The sequence below is a fragment of the Pseudomonas sp. NBRC 111133 genome (genome assembly GCF_001320605.1).
Classification (GTDB): Bacteria; Pseudomonadota; Gammaproteobacteria; order Pseudomonadales; family Pseudomonadaceae; genus Aquipseudomonas; species Aquipseudomonas monteilii.
Genome location: NZ_BCBJ01000028.1, coordinates 1 through 16,924, shown reverse-complemented (window position 1 = coordinate 16,924; position 16,924 = coordinate 1). Strand labels below are relative to the sequence as shown.

General features: G+C 62.5%; 15 protein-coding genes and 1 pseudogene. 12 read left to right on the top strand and 4 right to left on the bottom strand.

Going from position 1 to position 16,924, the window contains the following annotated elements:
* The first annotated feature begins 423 nt into the window (after positions 1 to 423).
* Positions 424 to 735 (top strand): DUF2288 domain-containing protein, encoded by a 312-nt coding sequence (locus APH36_RS05715; protein WP_060497842.1) that lies wholly within the window; start codon positions 424 to 426, stop codon positions 733 to 735.
* Between the two features lie 169 nt (positions 736 to 904).
* Positions 905 to 1,792: an NAD(P)-dependent oxidoreductase gene (locus APH36_RS30580; protein ID WP_082426344.1), complete on the top strand. Its 888-nt coding sequence runs from the start codon at positions 905 to 907 to the stop codon at positions 1,790 to 1,792.
* Here the strand turns inward: APH36_RS30580 and APH36_RS05705 are convergent.
* Both APH36_RS05705 and rapA read right to left on the bottom strand, forming a co-directional pair.
* Positions 1,692 to 3,956 carry a bifunctional diguanylate cyclase/phosphodiesterase gene (locus tag APH36_RS05705; RefSeq protein WP_060497841.1) on the bottom strand — a complete coding sequence of 755 codons (2,265 nt, stop codon included), beginning with the start codon at positions 3,954 to 3,956 and terminating at the stop codon, positions 1,692 to 1,694. The two genes, APH36_RS30580 and APH36_RS05705, sit on opposite strands and share 101 nt — an antisense overlap.
* Positions 3,957 to 4,185: 229 nt before the next feature.
* The gene (rapA, locus tag APH36_RS05700; RefSeq protein ID WP_060497840.1) at positions 4,186 to 7,032 is read right to left on the bottom strand and encodes an RNA polymerase-associated protein RapA; all 2,847 of its coding nucleotides are present in this window, start codon (positions 7,030 to 7,032) and stop codon (positions 4,186 to 4,188) included.
* 162 nt (positions 7,033 to 7,194) lie between these two features.
* Here rapA and APH36_RS05695 point away from each other — a divergent pair, with 162 nt between their 5' ends.
* The 8 genes from APH36_RS05695 (at position 7,195) to APH36_RS05665 (ending at position 12,487) form a co-directional block, all read left to right on the top strand.
* Positions 7,195 to 7,890 (top strand): M949_RS01915 family surface polysaccharide biosynthesis protein, encoded by a 696-nt coding sequence (locus APH36_RS05695; RefSeq protein ID WP_060497839.1) that lies wholly within the window; start codon positions 7,195 to 7,197, stop codon positions 7,888 to 7,890.
* Positions 7,891 to 7,952: 62 nt separating this feature from the next.
* On the top strand, positions 7,953 to 8,282 hold the full coding sequence (locus tag APH36_RS05690; RefSeq protein ID WP_016713804.1) for a hypothetical protein: 330 nt from the start codon (positions 7,953 to 7,955) through the stop codon (positions 8,280 to 8,282).
* A 67-nt stretch (positions 8,283 to 8,349) separates the two neighbouring features.
* Positions 8,350 to 8,511, top strand: a complete 162-nt coding sequence (locus tag APH36_RS32055; RefSeq protein ID WP_016713805.1) for a hypothetical protein — start codon at positions 8,350 to 8,352, stop codon at positions 8,509 to 8,511.
* Positions 8,512 to 8,646: 135 nt separating this feature from the next.
* Positions 8,647 to 8,763 carry a cytochrome c oxidase subunit CcoM gene (gene ccoM, locus APH36_RS33000; RefSeq protein ID WP_008097462.1) on the top strand — a complete coding sequence of 39 codons (117 nt, stop codon included), beginning with the start codon at positions 8,647 to 8,649 and terminating at the stop codon, positions 8,761 to 8,763.
* Positions 8,764 to 8,946: 183 nt separating this feature from the next.
* Positions 8,947 to 10,935 (top strand): FUSC family protein, encoded by a 1,989-nt coding sequence (locus APH36_RS05680; RefSeq protein WP_060497838.1) that lies wholly within the window; start codon positions 8,947 to 8,949, stop codon positions 10,933 to 10,935.
* Positions 10,922 to 11,128 (top strand): DUF1656 domain-containing protein, encoded by a 207-nt coding sequence (locus APH36_RS05675; RefSeq protein WP_016713807.1) that lies wholly within the window; start codon positions 10,922 to 10,924, stop codon positions 11,126 to 11,128. The genes APH36_RS05680 and APH36_RS05675 overlap by 14 nt, the downstream gene beginning before the upstream one ends.
* A 12-nt stretch (positions 11,129 to 11,140) precedes the next feature.
* Positions 11,141 to 12,010, top strand: coding sequence for an HlyD family secretion protein (locus APH36_RS05670; protein WP_060497837.1), 870 nt, complete (start codon positions 11,141 to 11,143; stop codon positions 12,008 to 12,010).
* 150 nt (positions 12,011 to 12,160) lie between these two features.
* Positions 12,161 to 12,487, top strand: coding sequence for a DUF2025 family protein (locus tag APH36_RS05665; protein WP_016713809.1), 327 nt, complete (start codon positions 12,161 to 12,163; stop codon positions 12,485 to 12,487).
* Between the two features lie 86 nt (positions 12,488 to 12,573).
* On the opposite strand, the gene APH36_RS05660 is transcribed toward APH36_RS05665, so the two are convergent.
* Together APH36_RS05660 and APH36_RS05655 are read right to left on the bottom strand one after the other, a co-directional pair.
* A complete protein-coding gene (locus APH36_RS05660) occupies positions 12,574 to 15,159 on the bottom strand; it encodes an EAL domain-containing protein (protein ID WP_060497836.1) in 2,586 nt (861 codons plus the stop codon).
* A 50-nt stretch (positions 15,160 to 15,209) separates the two neighbouring features.
* On the bottom strand, positions 15,210 to 16,283 hold the full coding sequence (locus APH36_RS05655) for a diguanylate cyclase (RefSeq protein WP_060497843.1): 1,074 nt from the start codon (positions 16,281 to 16,283) through the stop codon (positions 15,210 to 15,212).
* Positions 16,284 to 16,413: 130 nt separating this feature from the next.
* Between APH36_RS05655 and APH36_RS32565 the strand changes: the two genes are divergently transcribed.
* A complete protein-coding gene (locus APH36_RS32565; protein ID WP_060497835.1) occupies positions 16,414 to 16,689 on the top strand; it encodes a hypothetical protein in 276 nt (91 codons plus the stop codon).
* Positions 16,616 to 16,924, top strand: a pseudogene (locus APH36_RS32560) (MBL fold metallo-hydrolase); the annotation flags it as partial. The gene APH36_RS32565 and the pseudogene APH36_RS32560, both read left to right, overlap by 74 nt.

Sequence of the window (16,924 nt, the reverse complement as noted above, 5' to 3'; positions counted from 1 at the left end):
CAAACGAATGGCTGGCTACCCCGGCCAGTACCATTGCGGCGAACAGCTTGGAAATCTTGATCATAGTGCTCCACTCATTCTGTTGTAATTCTTATAGTCCTGGCGGCCAGGGCTACAGACCGGGCGGGATTTGCGGCGTGGCCATGCCAACGCGCAAGCCCACCTTCCCCCGGAACATGTCCCGGAACTGTACCGGTACAGTGTAGAGCGCTGTTCGAGCGCTTGAAAAGCGGTCGAAAAGTGCCTGTTTCCTGGGTTGTCGCTTGATCGACAGAAAGATACAGAAAGGCGCCATCAAACTGCCTGTATCTGTGACCCCACCCCACAACTTCGGGGTCAATCGACCAAATTACATATTTGAAACCGGGTTTTTCTGCAAAAATGCCGGCCTTTTTTATTGGCCGATTTTTGCGGATACCACCCATGACTGATCAAACAAGCACCCTCTATGCCAAATTGCTTGGCGAGACGGCAATCATCGAGTGGAAAGCGCTGGAGCGTTTCTGGGCCAAGGGTGACCTGATTTGGGTCGATCCCAGCCTGGACCTGATCACCGTTGCCGAGGCGATGGCCGAGAATCGCAGCGAGATCTTCGCCAAGTGGCGTAGTGATGGCACTGTTGGGCCGGTGTCGGCCGAACAAGCCCTGGACCTGCAAAGCCGCGATCCAGAGATCTGGGCGGTAGTGGTTTCGCCGTTCATCGTGATTCAGGTGAAGGGCCCGGACGTGGCGTGATCGTTTTTGGTGCGCAAAAATGCGCAGCGGCCCCTTATTGGTGCTTGAAAGCATTCAAGGCGGGTAGAGGGAAGTAACAATTCGGCGTGGCGGTAACAGTTTACGGGATGCGTAATGTGTCTACCCCTCTGCCAACCTGTAAAACAATTCGAATAGTCGGGAGTCATTGATGAGCACTGCACTACCTTCGCTTGGATTCGCCGGCATCGGCCTGATGGGCCTGCCCATGTGCCGACGCCTGTTGGCAGCGGGATACCCGCTGACCGTGTGGAACCGCAGCCCGGACAAGTGTGAGGCGCTGGTCGAGGCCGGTGCGCGCCTGGCCAACAGCCCTGCCGAACTGTGCCAGGGCAGCGACATGGTACTGCTGTGCCTGGCCGATACCGCTGTGGTGCGCGAGGTAGTGTTCGGCGAACACGGCATTGCCCAGGGTGGACGCAGTGGCCAGTTGCTGATCGATTTCTCCAGCCTGGAGCCCACCGCCACCCGTGAAATGGCTGCCGAGCTGGCCGCACTGTGTGGCATGGCCTGGCTGGATGCCCCGGTGTCCGGCGGCACACCTGGTGCCGAAGCCGGTACCCTGGCGATCATGGTCGGTGGCGAGGCGGTTGACCTTGAGCGTGCCCGGCCGGTGTTGCAGGTACTTGGCCAGCGGGTGACGCATATGGGGGCGGTGGGCGCAGGCCAGGTGACCAAGGCCTGTAACCAGATGATCGTGGCGTGCAACGCCTTGGTCATTGCCGAAGTCGTGGCGTTGGCCGAGCAGTCCGGGGTGGATGCGACGTTGATCGCCGAAGCGTTGGCCGGTGGCTTTGCTGACTCCAGGCCTCTGCAGATCCTGACGCCGCAAATGGCCCAAAGCCGCTTCGAGCCGATCAAGTGGCATGTGCGCACGCTGCTCAAGGACCTTGATGGCGCGGTCAAATTCTCCCGCGAGCAGGGTTCGGCGACGCCGCTCAGTGGCCTCGCCGCGCAATTGATGCGCCTGCACGGTAGCCAGGGTTACCTGCATAAAGATCCGGCGACCCTGGTAGAACTTTACCGTAACAAGGGGTGAGCATGCCGTCCTGACGCTGCAACCGCTCCAGCAGTGGTCGCAGCTCGGCCAGTGGTACCGGGCGACCCAGCAGGTAACCCTGCAGATAGTCGCAGCCGTGGGCTTTGAGGAACGCCTGTTGCTCCGTGGTCTCTACGCCCTCACTGACCACCTGCAAGTGCAGCGTGTGTGCCATGACGATAATCGCCTGGACGATTTCCCGATCTTTTTGGCTACCCGGCACATCCTGCAGGAACGTGCGGTCGATCTTCAGTACATCCAGCGGCAGGCGTTTGAGGTAGGCCAGAGATGAGTAACCGGTGCCGAAGTCGTCGATCGACAGCGCCACACCCAGGGCGCGAACGCGCTTGAGCAGGTTCACCGTGCGCTGGAGATCACCCATGAGGGCGTTCTCGGTCACTTCCAGCTCGAGTTGCCGGGCGCAGAGCCCGGCGTGAAACAGTGCTTTCTCCACTTCGTTGGGTAGCTCGTCATGGCTGAGGGTCACGGCCGAGCAGTTGACCGTGACCTTGACGTCGCCGTAGCCATAGCGCTGCAGGTGGGCCAGATCGCTGCAGGCGTGGCGCAGTACCCACAGGTCGAGGTCGATGATCAGGCCGTTGGCTTCGGCAATGCCGATAAAGCGTTCGGGGCCAAGCAGGCCATGTTGCGGGTGCTGCCAGCGCACCAGGGCTTCCAGCTTGGCCAGTTGCCCGCTGCGCATGTCGAAGATGGGCTGGTAATGGACGCAGAGCCCGCGCTCTTCGAGCAGGGCCATGCGCAGTTCTTCTTCCAGTTGCAATGCCATGGTGGCCTGGGTCTTCAAGTTGTCGTTGAAGAAGTTCAGGCTGTTGCGCCCGTTGTCCTTTGACTGATACAGGGCCAGGTCGGCATGTTTGAGCAGCTCTTCGACGCTGGTGCCGTCGTCAGGGAAGATGCTGATACCGATGCTGGTGGTCATGACCATGCGCCGGCCACCCAGGTCGATGGGCTCTTTCATTCGTTGCATGATGCGCTGAGCCAGATGACGGGCTTCGTCGCGGTTATTGAGGCTGGTGACGATGCAGAATTCGTCGCCCCCGAAGCGCGCGACCAGGTCCTGGCTGCGGGTGGCGGCCTTGATGTGGTTGGCGATCACCTTGAGCAGCTCGTCACCGGCGGCATGGCCGAGGCTGTCGTTGATGCGCTTGAAATGGTCGATGTCGAGGAACATCACTGCCAGGCGGCTTTCACTGGCCTGGTGTTCGGCCAGCCGCTCGGCGAACACCTGGTTGAAGCCACGGCGGTTGACCAGATTGGTGAGCGCGTCGTAATGCGCCGCTTGTTGTAGCGAGGCGCAGGCCTGGTCCAGCTGGCTGAGTAGCACGCTGACCCGGCGCAGGTCGTGCTCTTTACTCTGCAACTTCTTGTCGGCCAATGCGGCACTGATACTGGCACCACTGATGAGCAGGGTGATGAAGCCGATACCCAGCCCAAGTTGCAGGCTGTTGTCGCCAGAAGGCAGGCGCAGTGCGGTATCGGCCGGGATGACCAGTGTCATGGCCGACATCGCAGTGAAATGGGTAGCGACGATACCGGTCGCCATCAGCAGGCTGGCGCCGTACTTCATGGCCTGGTACAGGGTGCCGCTGCCATTACGGAAGTAACGGGCGAGGTACAACGCGGCCAGGCTGGTGAGCAGGGCAATGGCAGCTGAGGCGAGCAGCAGGGCGGTCTGGTAATACTGCACGGCGCCGGTTTCCATGGCAGCCATGCCGACAAAGTGCATGAGGACGATGCCCAAGCCAATCAACACTGCGCTTTGCACAAAGTGACGCGTGCGCATTTGTGTGCGTTCCAGGCTGTGCATGGCCAGCCAGGCTACGCCCAGGGCGATGAGCAGCGAAATAATGGTCAGGGAAACGTCGTAGTGCACTTCCACCGGCGCCTGGAACGCTAGCATGCTGATGAAGTGCATGGCCCAGATGCCACCGGCCAGGCAGCACGCGCCGAGCATGTTCCATTGGCGGTGGGCAGTGGGCTCGGGGCTGTGGCATTGTCGCTCGGCCATGTCGAGCGTGGCGAAGCAGGCCGCGCAGGCAACGAAGTAGGCGAGCAGAACCAGGAACGGTTCATGGCGGCAATCAATGACGATACGCCCGGTTGCCGGCAAGTCGGCGAACAGTTGCAGCCCTAGCCACTCCATGGAATGTCTCTTGATCGAGTTTTCACTCGTCTGCGCTACAACCCTGTGCAGACTGTCCAGAGGCAGTATAGGAAGGAGTATTTAAGCCTTCCTGACTAATGGCACATTGATTCCAATGATTTGGTTATCAATGTGATTGCAGCTAGGAATAACGGATTTAGCCCTTGTGCTATCTCTGTAGGAGCGGCCTTGTGTCGCGATGGGCTGCTCCTACAAGAGACCGATGTGATCAGCCGGCTACCAGCACGCGAATGGCTTCCAGGCGCAGGGCGGCCTTTTCCAGCATTGCCAGGCCATCTTCACGCTGCTTGCGCAGGGCGTTGATTTCGCTGTCACGCACACTCGGATTGACCGCTTGCAGTGCTAGCAGGCGGGCCAGCTCTTCGTCGGCCTCTGCCGCCAGGCGGCGCTGGGCTTCGGCGACGCGCTCGATGTGGGTCGGCAAGATTTTCTCTTCACCACCACTGATACGCTTGGCCAGCACATCGCGCTGGGCCTGGACGAACTTGTTGGCGCTGGCGCGTGGCACGCTTTCGAGCTGGTCGTTGAGGGTTTCGAAGGCCACGCGCGATGCCAGGTCGTTGCCGTTGGCGTCGAGCAGGCAGCGCAGTGCCGCCGGCGGCAGGTAGCGGCCCAGTTGCAGGCTGCGCGGTGCCACCACTTCGCTGACGAACAGCAGTTCGAGTAGCACGGTGCCCGGTTTGAGCGCCTTGTTCTTGATCAGCGCCACGGCGGTGTTGCCCATCGAGCCGGACAGCACCAGGTCCATGCCGCCCTGGACCATTGGGTGTTCCCAGGTGAGGAACTGCATGTCCTCGCGCGACAGCGCCTGGCCACGGTCGTAGGTGATGGTCACACCTTCGTCGTCGCCCAGCGGGAAGCTGGCGTCGAGCATCTTCTCGCTTGGCTTGAGGATCAGGGCATTCTCGGAATGGTCTTCGCTGTCGATGCCAAAGGCGTCGAACAGGGTTTCCATGTAGATCGGCAGGGCGAACTGGTCGTCCTGTTCAAGAATGGCCTCGACCAGCGCCTGGCCCTCGCCATCGCCGCCAGAGTTGAGCTCCAGCAGGCGGTCGCGGCCAGTATGCAGTTCGGCTTCCAGGCGTTCGCGCTCGCTGCGGGCATCGGCCACCAGCGTATCCCAGGCCTTGCTCTCGCCACTTTCGAGCAGCGGCAACAGGCGCGGGCCAAACTGGTGTTGCAGGGCGTTGCCGGTCGGGCAGGTGTTGAGGAAGGCGTTGAGGCCTTCGTGGTACCACTGGAACAGGCGCTCTTGCGGGCTGTCCTGCAGGTACGGGATGTGCAGCTGGATCGTGTGCTTCTGGCCGATCCGGTCCAGGCGGCCGATGCGCTGTTCGAGCAGGTCGGGGTGCGCTGGCAGGTCGAACATCACCAGATGGTGGGCGAACTGGAAGTTACGGCCTTCGCTGCCGATCTCGGAGCAGATCAGCACCTGAGCACCGAATTCTTCGTCGGCGAAGTAGGCGGCGGCACGGTCGCGTTCGAGAATGCTCATGCCTTCATGGAACACCGACGCCGGGATGCCGGAGCGCACGCGCAGGGCGTCTTCCAGGTCCATGGCGGTCTCGGCGTGGGCGCAGATCACCAGCACTTTGGTGCGCTTGAGCATCTTCAGGGTATCGATCAGCCAGTCGACGCGCGGATCGAAACGCCACCAGCGTTCGTCGTCGGCTACCTCACCCTGGGCCTGGAAGGCCACTTCCGGGTACAGCTCGGCGTGTTCGCCAGCCGGCAGGTCGCGGTATTGCTCGGGCGTGGCCAGTGGGTAGGGGTGCAGCTGGCGCTCAGGGAAGCCCTGGATCGCCGCGCGGGTGTTACGGAACAGCACGCGGCCGGTGCCGTGGCGGTCGAGCAGCTCACGGATCAGGCGCGCGCTGGCCTGGGTATCGCCGTCGCTGACTGCGGCCAGCAGGGCTTCGCCTTCGGCACCCAGGAAGCCCTGGATGGTGGCGTGCGCCTTGGGCGACAGGCGGCCCTCGTCGAGCAGTTCCTGTACGGCTTCGGCGACCGGGCGATAGTGCTCGCTCTCGGCACGGAAGGCGGCCAGGTCGTGGAAACGGTTGGGGTCGAGCAGGCGCAAGCGGGCAAAGTGGCTGTCCTGGCCAAGCTGCTCTGGGGTGGCGGTGAGCAGCAGCACGCCCGGGATCACCTGGGCCAGTTGCTCGACCAGGCCATATTCGGCGCTGACCTGATCTTCGTGCCAGACCAGGTGGTGCGCTTCGTCGACCACCATCAGGTCCCAACCGGCAGCAAACAGCGCATCCTGGGCCTTTTCGTCGTCGACCAGCCACTCCAGGGCAACCAGCGCCAGCTGGGCGTCCTCGAACGGGTTGCTGGCGTCGCTCTCGATGAAACGTTCAGCATCGAACAGGGCTACCTGCAGGTTGAAGCGGCGGCGCATTTCCACCAGCCACTGGTGCTGGAGGTTTTCCGGTACCAGGATCAGTACGCGGCTGGCACGGCCCGACAGCAACTGGCGGTGAATCACCAGGCCAGCCTCGATGGTTTTGCCCAGGCCCACTTCGTCGGCCAGCAATACGCGCGGGGCGCTGCGGTCGGCGACTTCGCGGGCGATGTGCAATTGGTGGGCGATCGGTTGCGCGCGGCAGCCGCCCAGGCCCCACAGTGCCGACTGCATCTGCTTGCTGGTGTGCTGCAGGGTGTTGTAGCGCAGGCTGAACCAAGACAGTGGGTCGATCTGCCCGGCGAACAGGCGGTCGCTGGCCAGGCGGAACTGGATGAAGTTCGACAGCTGGGTTTCTGGCAGGGTACGCGGCTGGTTCTGCCCGTCCAGGCCGTGGTACACCATGAGCCCGTCGATGTCCTCGACCTCGCGCACGGTCAGCTTCCAGCCCTCGAAGTGGGTGATCTGGTCACCGGGCGAGAAACGCACGCGGGTCAACGGCGCATTGCGCAGGGAATACTGGCGGGTGTCGCCAGTGGCCGGGTAAAGCACGGTCAACAGGCGGCCATCCTGCGCCAGGATGGTACCCAGGCCGAGCTCGGCTTCGCTGTCGCTGATCCAGCGTTGCCCCGGTTGATACTGCTGCGCCATACTGCCTGAACTCCCGCGATGAAAAAGCCGATTATGTTAACGGATCGGCCGGTCAGACCAAAGTGCGAACGCACCGAAAGGTGTCGAACGACAACAGGAAGTAAGTCAGTCTAGCTGTTTCATCGCCTCGCACTGCGCAGCCGACGAGGGCACCGCTTCTATATGTCTGCCAAGCACCGCTGGATGAGCGCTTCCATGGCCGTGGGCAGCCTGCTGCTGCTGAGTGCCTGCGAGCAGAAGAATTTCGAGACCTTGCCCCCCATTCCGATGGAACAGCTTGAAGTGCTAGGCGTCCAGACACCGATCAAGAGCGTGCACTACCGTGACCGCGACGGTGAAGGCCTGCTGGTACTGAGCCGCAGCGATGGCCAGGCCAGTGACCCGGAAAGCGAACAGGAAGTGGACAAGGTGGTACTCAAGGCCACCTTGTACGGGCGCACTGCCGAAAGCGATGCATTCAAGGCGCGTTGGCAGATCGAACAGGAAACCACCTGCCCGGGGCTGGACCTGGACGTCGACTTCTACACCGACGTCAGTGATGTCAGCGACTTGAACAAGGACGGTGTCGCCGAGGTGACGGTAGCCAGTCATGCCTTCTGTGGCGGCGGTATCGACCCCCACGACATCGCCATCGAGATGCGCGAAGGGCAGGCCAGCTACACCATTACCGGCCAGTCGCTGATCACCCCGGCGGGCGAGGAACCGGTCGGTGGCGAGCGCGAGGACAGTGCGTCGCTGAAAACCGCGCCGCAGGTATTGCGCGACCATATGGACGCAGTCTGGCAGCAGGTTTACAAGCGGCCCTGGAGCGAAGCCAGTCCGCCAGATGACGACGAGCCTGGCGACGAAACCGAGTAAATGTTGTCCATGACATCAAGGTAAACCCGCACCTGCCGATACAGGGGCACAGGAGAACGTCCATGCTGCCGCCGATCATTCCGCTCAGTGCCGCCCCGGTGACCTCGCAACAGGACCCGGTCAAACCCACCCCCGACATCAAACCGGTGGTGCCGACGCAGCCTGCGTCCGGCGAAAGTGCCATCGACCTCAAGCACCAGCGTGACCCGCAAGAGCAGGCACTGTTGCTGCGCGATGAGCAGCGTCGCCAGCAGCAACGCAGGCAGAAGGGCGATCAGGAACGCTACAGTGCCATGCCCGGTGATGAGGTCAACGCCGACAACACCGTGCCGGTGGCCCCGTTGATGGGCGAACACGTACGCCAGGGGCTGCTGGTGGACATCGAAGTCTGACAGGGGGCTGGTCAGCACCTGCGGCTGGCCTCATCATGCAAGTCTCAGTTGATCGTCGAGCCCACCCATGAGCCAAGACAACCTCATCGATTTCGATGCCGAACGCGCCAAGCGCGTCCACGACCTCAAGGAAAAGCGCCTGAACGACATGCGCAACGCATTCGAGCAGGCCCTGCCGTTGAACAGCAGCAAGAAAAAGAAACCCAAGAGCAAGCCGAAGAAGCGCTGAAATTTGACGCAGGTCAACCCTGCACCCGCCTCGCGTGCCCGGCCTCGGGCACCATTGATCCCGATCAATTTTTCCCCCCGCCACATTGGTTACCTTGCACCCATCGGACAACGGCAAACGAATGGGGAGACCAGCATGTTCTTCGACAACGTGGTTATCGCCGGTGTGGTAACGGTCGGGTTGATGTTTGCCTTCTTTGCCGGTCTGGGCATTTTCATCTGGAAGGACTCGAACAAGCGCAAGCCGCGCTGACCTTCCGGGTACACGAGCACGCAAGGCATTTAGGGCGACTTCGGTCGCCCATTTTTTTGCCTGGGATGTGTGCTTTGGCTGCACGTCGATAAAGATGATTAGCTAGCTAATTATTCATTTCCGCTTTATCCTGCTCGCCATTGTCTATCTTTTCTACAAGACCATCCCCGCAAGGTCCGCTTCGTGCCCATTACCTTCCAGGCCCTGTTCGCCCCCAGCAGCCTCGCCCTCAAGTTCGCCCTCAAGACCCTGCTCGGGGGTGGCCTGGCGTTGTGGCTGGCGATGCGTTGGGGCCTGGAGCAACCGGCATGGGCACTGATGACCGCTTTCATCGTCGCCCAGCCGCTGTCGGGCATGGTGGTGCAGAAGGGCCTGGCGCGGCTGGCGGGTACCTTGGTTGGCACCGTCATGTCGGTGCTGTTCATTGGCCTGTTTTCGCAGACCCCAGGTTTGTTTCTGCTCACCCTGGCCCTTTGGCTGGCCCTGTGCACCGCCGCCTCTACCCAACTGCGTAGCGCCTGGGCCTATGCCTTCGTGCTGGCCGGCTACACCGCCGCCATCATCGCCTTGCCGGCCATCGACCACCCACTGCAGGTGTTCGACCAGGCGGTGGCGCGCTGCACCGAGATCTGCCTGGGTATTTTCTGCGCCACCGCCAGCAGTGCCTTGCTCTGGCCCATGCGCGTGGAACAGCAACTGGGCGGGCAGGCCCGACAGGCCTGGCAGAACGGTCTGCAAGCCGCCAGTGCCATGCTGGGTGGCGAGGACGAGGCGCGCAAAGGCTTGCTGGAAAGCCTGGGACGTATCGTGGCCATCGACAGCCAGCGCGAACATGCCTGGTTCGAAGGCAACCGTGGCCGGCAGCGTGCCCGTGCCATTCGTGGGCTCAGCCAGAAGCTGATGGTGCTGTTGCGCATCTCCCGTTCGGTGCGCCGTCAGTGGCGGCAACTGGATGAGCGGGAGGCTGAGCACCTGGCGCCCTGGTTGCACGACGTGCGCACACTGTTGGGCAAACCCGACACGCCCGGCCTGTTGCTGTTGCGCCAACGTATCTGGGATGCCGCACACGATGAGCAGATCAGTTCGGCGGAGCACTTCTGCCTGGCGCGCATGGCCCTGCTGCTGGATTACGCTATGGCTGCCGGCCAGGCGCTGGAGGATGTGGAGGCGGGCAGGGCGCCCAAGGATGTGTCCCAAGGCCTGGCTGCGCACCGCGACTGGTCGCTGGCCTTGCTGTTTGGTTCGCGCAGTGCGCTGGCCTTTCTGGTAATGAGCGGGTTCTGGCTGGCCACGGCCTGGCCTTCGGCGCCGGGTGGCCTGGTGCTGACCTGCGTAGTCTGTAGCCTGTTCGCCAGCCGTGAGAACGGCGCGCAGATTGGCTTGAGTTTTTTGCGCGGGATTTTCCTGGCCATACCTGCTGCGTTTCTGGTCGGGCAAATTGTGCTGCCGCAATGGAGCAGCTTCGCCATGCTGTGCCTTGCCATGGGTGTGCCGCTGTTTCTTGGCGCGCTGGGCATGGCCCACCCCCGTACCGGGGCCACAGCCACCTCCTATTGCCTGCACTTCATCGTGTTGGTGTCGCCGCTCAACGCCATGCAGTTCGGTGTGGCGTCCATGCTGAACAGTGCGTTGGCCATGTTGGTGGGGGTGTCTGCAGCGGTCATGGCCTTTCGTTTGCTGGTGTTCCGCCACCCGGCCTGGCTGGGCCGGCGACTGCGCGCAGCCACCCAGAGCGACCTGGTGCGCCTGACCCGGCGCGACCTGCGTGGGGCCGACAGCTGGTTTGGCGGGCGGATGGCTGACCGCCTGATGCAACTGGCGCGGCATGCCAGTGAATTACCGGAAGACGAGCGCAAGCGCTGGGACGACGGCCTGCATGGGCTGGACATTGGTGATGAACTGGTACACCTGCGCATGTGCCTGGCGGTCGCCCAGGCCCCCTTGGGGCGTGCCGAGCGCGAGTACCTGCAACAGGTAGAGGCGGTACTGGCCAAAGGGCCTGCCGCCGGGCGCGGGCAGCGCCTGGACACCGCCAGTGAGCAATTCATCGCTGCCCTGCGCCGGCTGCCTGCCAGCGACCCGTTGCGGCTGGCTGAAGGTGCGGTGCTGCAACTGCAAAAAAGCTGGGGCAAGTGGTGCCGCTGGCAGGAGGAAGCCCATGGGGTTACGTGAATGGGAAGTGGGCGGCGTGCTGCTCAGCCCGTTTCTGCTTTATGTGTTGCTGGCGCTGCTGCTCACCGGCCTGTTGCGCCTGGTGGTGCAGGCCACGCCGCTGGGGCGCTGGATCTGGCATGAGGCGCTGTTTGATGCGGCGCTGTTCGTTTGTGTGTTGTTCCTGGTGGTACGCCTGCTGGGGCCTTTATGAAGGAGTGTTTCGATGCGTGCGGCCGTACGTACCTTGGTGACGCTGTGTGTGGTGGCCTTGGCCGTGTTGGCCGGCTACCAGCTGTGGCAGTACTACATGCTTACCCCCTGGACCCGCGACGCCCGTGTGCGCGCCGATGTGGTGGTGATTGCGCCTGACGTGTCCGGCTGGGTACGCGGACTCAAGGTCCATGACAACCAGCAGGTCAAGGCGGGCGACCTGTTGATGAGTATCGACCGTGAGCGCTTCCAGGCCGCGTTCGACCAGGCCAGCGCCGTGACCGAGACCCGCGCCCAGCAGTTGCGCCTGCGCGAACGCGAAGCCGCCCGGCGCACGGCCTTGGGGCCCGAGGCGATCAGTGCCGAGTTGCGTGAAAACGCCCAGATCAATGCGGCCATCGCCCGTGGCGAGTTGCACGAAGCCGAGGCGCAGTTGCAGGTGGCCAGGATCAACCTCGCGCGCAGTGAAGTGCGGGCGCCGCGCAGCGGGCATATCACCAACCTGCGTCTGGCCGAAGGCAACTATGTGAACACCGGGGAAGCGGTCATGGCCCTGGTGGATGATTCAACCTTCTATATCCAGGCGTACTTCGAGGAAACCAAGCTGCCACGTATTCGTGTGGGGGATAACGTGAAAGTCTGGCTGATGGGGGCGGGTGAGCCGATGCAAGGGCAGGTGGAGAGCATCAGCCGCGGTATTACCGACCGCAACAGCAACCCGGACAGCCAACTGCTGCCGGAAGTGGAGCCTACCTTCAACTGGGTGCGCCTGGCCCAGCGCATACCGGTAAGGATTCGTCTGGACCAGGTGCCGGAAGGGGTGACCCTGAGTGCGGGGATGACGGCCAGTGTGCAGGTGCATGAGGACCGGGGTCGGCAGTAGCTCCAACCCTACACCCTGAGCGGTGAGCGCTGAAAACCATGGCGCGTTCATGCGCACCTGCGTTAGGCTGCGGCTTGCGAGTTGCCCGGTAGAGGCGACCCATCCCCCGCCAGGCGTGCGTATCTTCCGATATCATTGCGAGGTTACGTCATGGCCATCACTTCCCAGGACATCTGCAACGCTGCCGACCAGCTCAAGGGCTTTGTCGGTTTTCATGGCAAGCGTGGTGTCCATATTGTGCGTTTTTCCGAGGATTCGTTCGGCATGGACGTGGCCGACGACAGCATTACCCCGTGCAACGAGTTTGTCTGGCGGCCCGAGCAAGGGCAGCGCATGGCGTTGTGTCGTGAGCGGCTGGCGCTGTTGCTGGAGCAGCATGTGGATGACCGCTTGAATATTGGTGAGCCTCTGCGTGCTTACCTGCGCCGCCAGGACCTGCCAGAGATCGTGGCCGAGCGCAGCCTGCAACAGCCCTGATGCCCCCTGCAGGAGCTGGCTTGCCCACGAGAACCCAACCCGGTGTATGGCACCGGCTTTGCCGGTGTTCGCGGGTAAACCCGCGCCTACAGAGACTGTGTGTTGCCTTGGGATGTAGGGTGTAGCAACGCCTCCAGCTCGGCCCTGTCCACTGGCCGGCTCATGTAGTAGCCCTGCACTTCGTGACACCGGTCGTTCTCCAAGGCTTTGAGCTGCTGTTCGCTTTCGACGCCTTCGGCAGTCACCGTCAACCCCATCGCTTCGCCCAGGTTGATGATGGCCTGAACCACCGCTCGGTCGCTGCCGTCGTTGTTGTTCAGGCCACTGATGAAGCGCTTGTCTATCTTGATGCTGTCGAACGGGTAGGTGCGCAGGTAGCCCAGCGATGAGTAACCCGTGCCGAAATCATCCATGTTCAGGCGCACGCCCAGCTCCTTGAGCGACAGCATGGTGCCCAGCGCGCCTTCGATGTCGTTGAGCATCACGTTCTCGGTAATTTCCAGCTCCAGGCGCTGGGCCGGGAAGGCGGTTTCCAGCAGGATTTCACGCACGTCGGCTACCACGTCGCTGCGCAGGAACTGCGCGGGCGACAGATTCACCGAAACCAGAATGTCGGCTGGCCAGTCATGGGCTGTGCGGCAAGCCTCGAGTAGCACCCAGCGGCCCAGCGCGACGATGATGTCGCTTTGCTCGGCCAACGGGATGAACGTGTCCGGCCCCAGCAACCCTTCCTGCGGGTGCTGCCAGCGAAGCAAGGCTTCGACCGCTACGATACGTCGGTCGCTGAGGCGGTAGCGCGGCTGATAATGCAGCTCGAACTCCTGATTGCGCAGGGCCCGGCGCAGGTCGTTTTCCAACTGGCGGCGGTACTGGATCTGCTGGTTCATCTCGGCAGCGAAGTAGCGCCAGGTATTCTTGCCATCGGCTTTGGCCTGGTACAGGGCAATGTCGGCGCAACGGATCAATTCGCCCGCATCGAAACCCTGGGTGCGGGTTTGGGCGACGCCAATACTGGCACCGACATGCAGGGGTTGGCTGTCGAAGGTGATGGGTTGTTGCAGCAGGCTGATCAGGCGCGCGCAGAAACGGTCGATTTCGTTGCGGTTGTCCATGCCGCTTAGCACCACGATGAACTCGTCGCCGCCCAGACGCGCTACCAGGTCACCGTCGCGGGTGGTATCGCGCAGCCGCGTCGCCACCTCTTGCAGCACGGCATCCCCGGCAGCATGGCCGAGCGAGTCGTTGATCGGTTTGAAGTTGTCGAGGTCCAGCAGCAGCAGGCTCAAGGGTGGCGAGTCGGTGCCACGCAGCAGGGCTTGCTCCAGGTGCCTGGCGAGCTTGTTGCGGTTGGCCAGGCCGGTCAGTGGGTCGTGCAACGACAGGTGCTGAATACGCGCGTGGGCGTCGACTTCGTCGGTAATGTCGCTGGCGGTGCCGCGAAAGCCGCTGGGCTTGTCGTCATACCAGATGGCGCGGGCCGAAATCCTGCAGTAGCGGTTTTGGCCATTCTGGTCGCGGTAGGTACAGCGCAAATTGGCCAACTGTTGTGGGTCGGCGCTGGTCAGGGCGTCCAGCCAAGGCGAGAGCGGGGTGGTATCGCAGGCCAGCAACTGGTTGAGCGGTTGGCCCAGCCAGTCGTCCACGGGGTAGCCGGTGACGTTGGCAAAGCGTTGCGACAGGTAGGTCAGGCGTTGTTGCCGGTCGGTTTCCCAGATCCAGTCAGATGCCGATTCGGCCACCGCGCGAAAACGCTGCTCGCTGGCTTCCAGCGCCTGGTTGCTCTGTTGCAGGTGAGTGAGTGTAAGGCCGATTGCCCGCGAGCTGCGCAGGGTGAGGCGGAACAGGTACAGCATGATCAAGCCAAGCATCAGCAGCGCGCCTACCAGTGGCGGCAAGACCGCCCACAGCAGCTGGCGCCCGGGCAGCGGGCTGTTCCAGGCCAAGTGGTAGCCGGTATCGCCCAGCTCGATGCGCAAGTGGCCGTGCTCACCCCTGTTGTCCTTGTCCACATGCATGCCGGTAAGGCCGGCGCCGGTGCCCAGCCGCGTCAGCTTGTCTTCGGTAAGCTGGTCGATGAACAGCATCACCGGGGACTGGCGTACCTCACTTTCAGTGACATCGCGGTCCGGTCGAACAGCGGCGGCAGTCAGCACGGCCGGCCAGCCGTTGAACAGCACGTAACGGGTGGTCTGTTTCCGTGGCACGGCCGCGGCGCGGGCCTGGTCGATGATCGGCTGCAGGGGCGCGTCTATATAGGTGTTGGCACCTGCCTGGCTGGGCTGTCCCTTGAATAGCGCGTAGGTGGTGCGGCTGTCCTCTACAACGAACACCCCTTCGTAGCCGCTGGCGCTGTACAGCGACTCGCCTACATTCTTTTCTTCATAGGCCCATTTCCAGTCTACCTGGCCCGCCAGGTGTTCGAAGGCAGCATCCCACACGGCATAGCTGGACAAGAACTGGCGCGAGGCGATCAGTCGCTGCTCCAGCGCCTGGTTCGCATGGAAGGCGCTACGCTGACGTTCCTGGTGATCAAGGGTGGCGGCGATGTTGAACAGTGCGCCCAGCGTAACCAGGCAGGCCAAGCCGAAAATTGCACTGAAACCGGCAATCAGGCGGCGCACGTGAAAGCGCGGTGTGGGGCTGGCGGGGTGGAGTTTGGCAGTCCTGGCCATGCGTCAGCGGCTCCTTCAGGCAGCCTCCCGCCAGCAGTCAGGAAGGAGGTTCAATCAGGATAGGCCAGCTTGAGCGTAGAAGCCTCGCCACGGGCAAAATTGACCTGGTCGCGGCCTGCGTGCTTGGCGGTGTAAAGCGCCTTGTCTGCCCGGTCGAGCCAGTGCTCGGGTGACTCCAGGGTGGCTTCGAAGGGGGACAGGCCGATGCTCAGGCTGATGCGCAGGTGCGGCAACTGTGGGTTGCGGTAGTTGGCGACCCGTTCGCGCAGGCGCTCCATGGCCTGGCAAGCCTGGGCCTCGCTGGTGTCCGGCAGCATCACACAAAACTCGTCGCCGCCATAACGCCCGGCCTGGTCGCCTTCGCGCAGATTACGGCGCAGCTCTGCGCTCAGCTGGCGCAGCACACAGTCGCCGACCACGTGGCCGAAGGTATCGTTGATGGTCTTGAAATGGTCGATGTCGATCAGGGCGATGACCGCGTGCCCCTGCTGTTGTTTACAGCCCTGGAACTTCAGCAGTAGCAGGTCTTTCCATGCGCCATGGTTAAGCAGCCCGGTCAGGCTGTCGGTGAGGCTCAGGGCGCTCAGCCGGCGCTTGTGGTCAGCCAGTTTGATCGCCAACTGGTAGCACACCCAGCCCAGGACCAGCGGGTACAGCGTCAGCATTGGCAGGCAGGCGTACACCTGCAGGGGGGTGGCGGTCAGCTGCAGGCCGGGGCCAAGCAGCAGGATGGAGACAAGCATGCCGGCCAACTGGGCCAGCAGCCCACGAAAAACCATGCGCTTGCCGCCGGCTGCGACGTTGTTCATGGTCATCATGGAAAGGACCGTCACGCTGGGGAGCGGGTTGAAATGCATGGCGGCAGTCCAGAACCCGCACATCAGCGAGTCCAGTAGCAGGTTGCGCTGCTCTGCCTGGTAGGGCATCGCCGAGCGGCTTGCCCACAGGTAGGCCATGTGCGGCCACAGCAACCCGTTGAACAGCACCAGCAGCCATGCCCAGGTGGGGGGAGACAGCGGCGCAATGGCCGCCATGACACTGAACAGACCGATGCCCAGGCCGATGACACGCGGCAGATAGATGCGCTTGACGAATGAAAGGCCTTTGCCGCTGCGGTTGTCCATCGTGTTCATCGCTATTCTATCGGGGTACCGTTTATCGCATAACGCGCATGAATATTGTTGAACAGTGTTTCATCGGCGAAAAATGACCTTACAAGCCAATTCACGGTTGATCTGATCACTGTGGGGTAGCATGAAGGCTTTTCTGTTGCTCGGAGTGTTGCTGATGATCCCTTTGGCCAACGCAGCCGGCGAGCCGGCGCCACAGCGGGATGGGCGTTTTCACAACCAGGCATCGTTGCCGCAGGATGGGGTGCTGAAAAAGCTGCGCATCGGGCTCAAGTACCTATTCGTGCGCAAGCCCCCGCAAACCCGACCGGCCACCCTGATCAGCCTCACAGCACTTTTCCGGGCGCGGGCTGCTGGACAGCAACCGGACGCTGTGGGCGTCCTGGGTGATCATCGATGACGATGTGCGGGTGTTCTTCAGTGGCGATACCGGGTACTTCGACGGTTTCAAGCAGATAGGCGAGCGTTTCGGGCCGTTCGACCTGACCTTGATCGAAACCGGCGCCTACAACGTCGCCTGGCCCAACGTACACATGCAGCCGGAGCAGAGCCTGCAGGCCCACCTGGATTTGCGCGGGCGCTGGATGCTGCCGATTCATAACGGTACGTTCGACCTGTCTACCCACGGCTGGCAG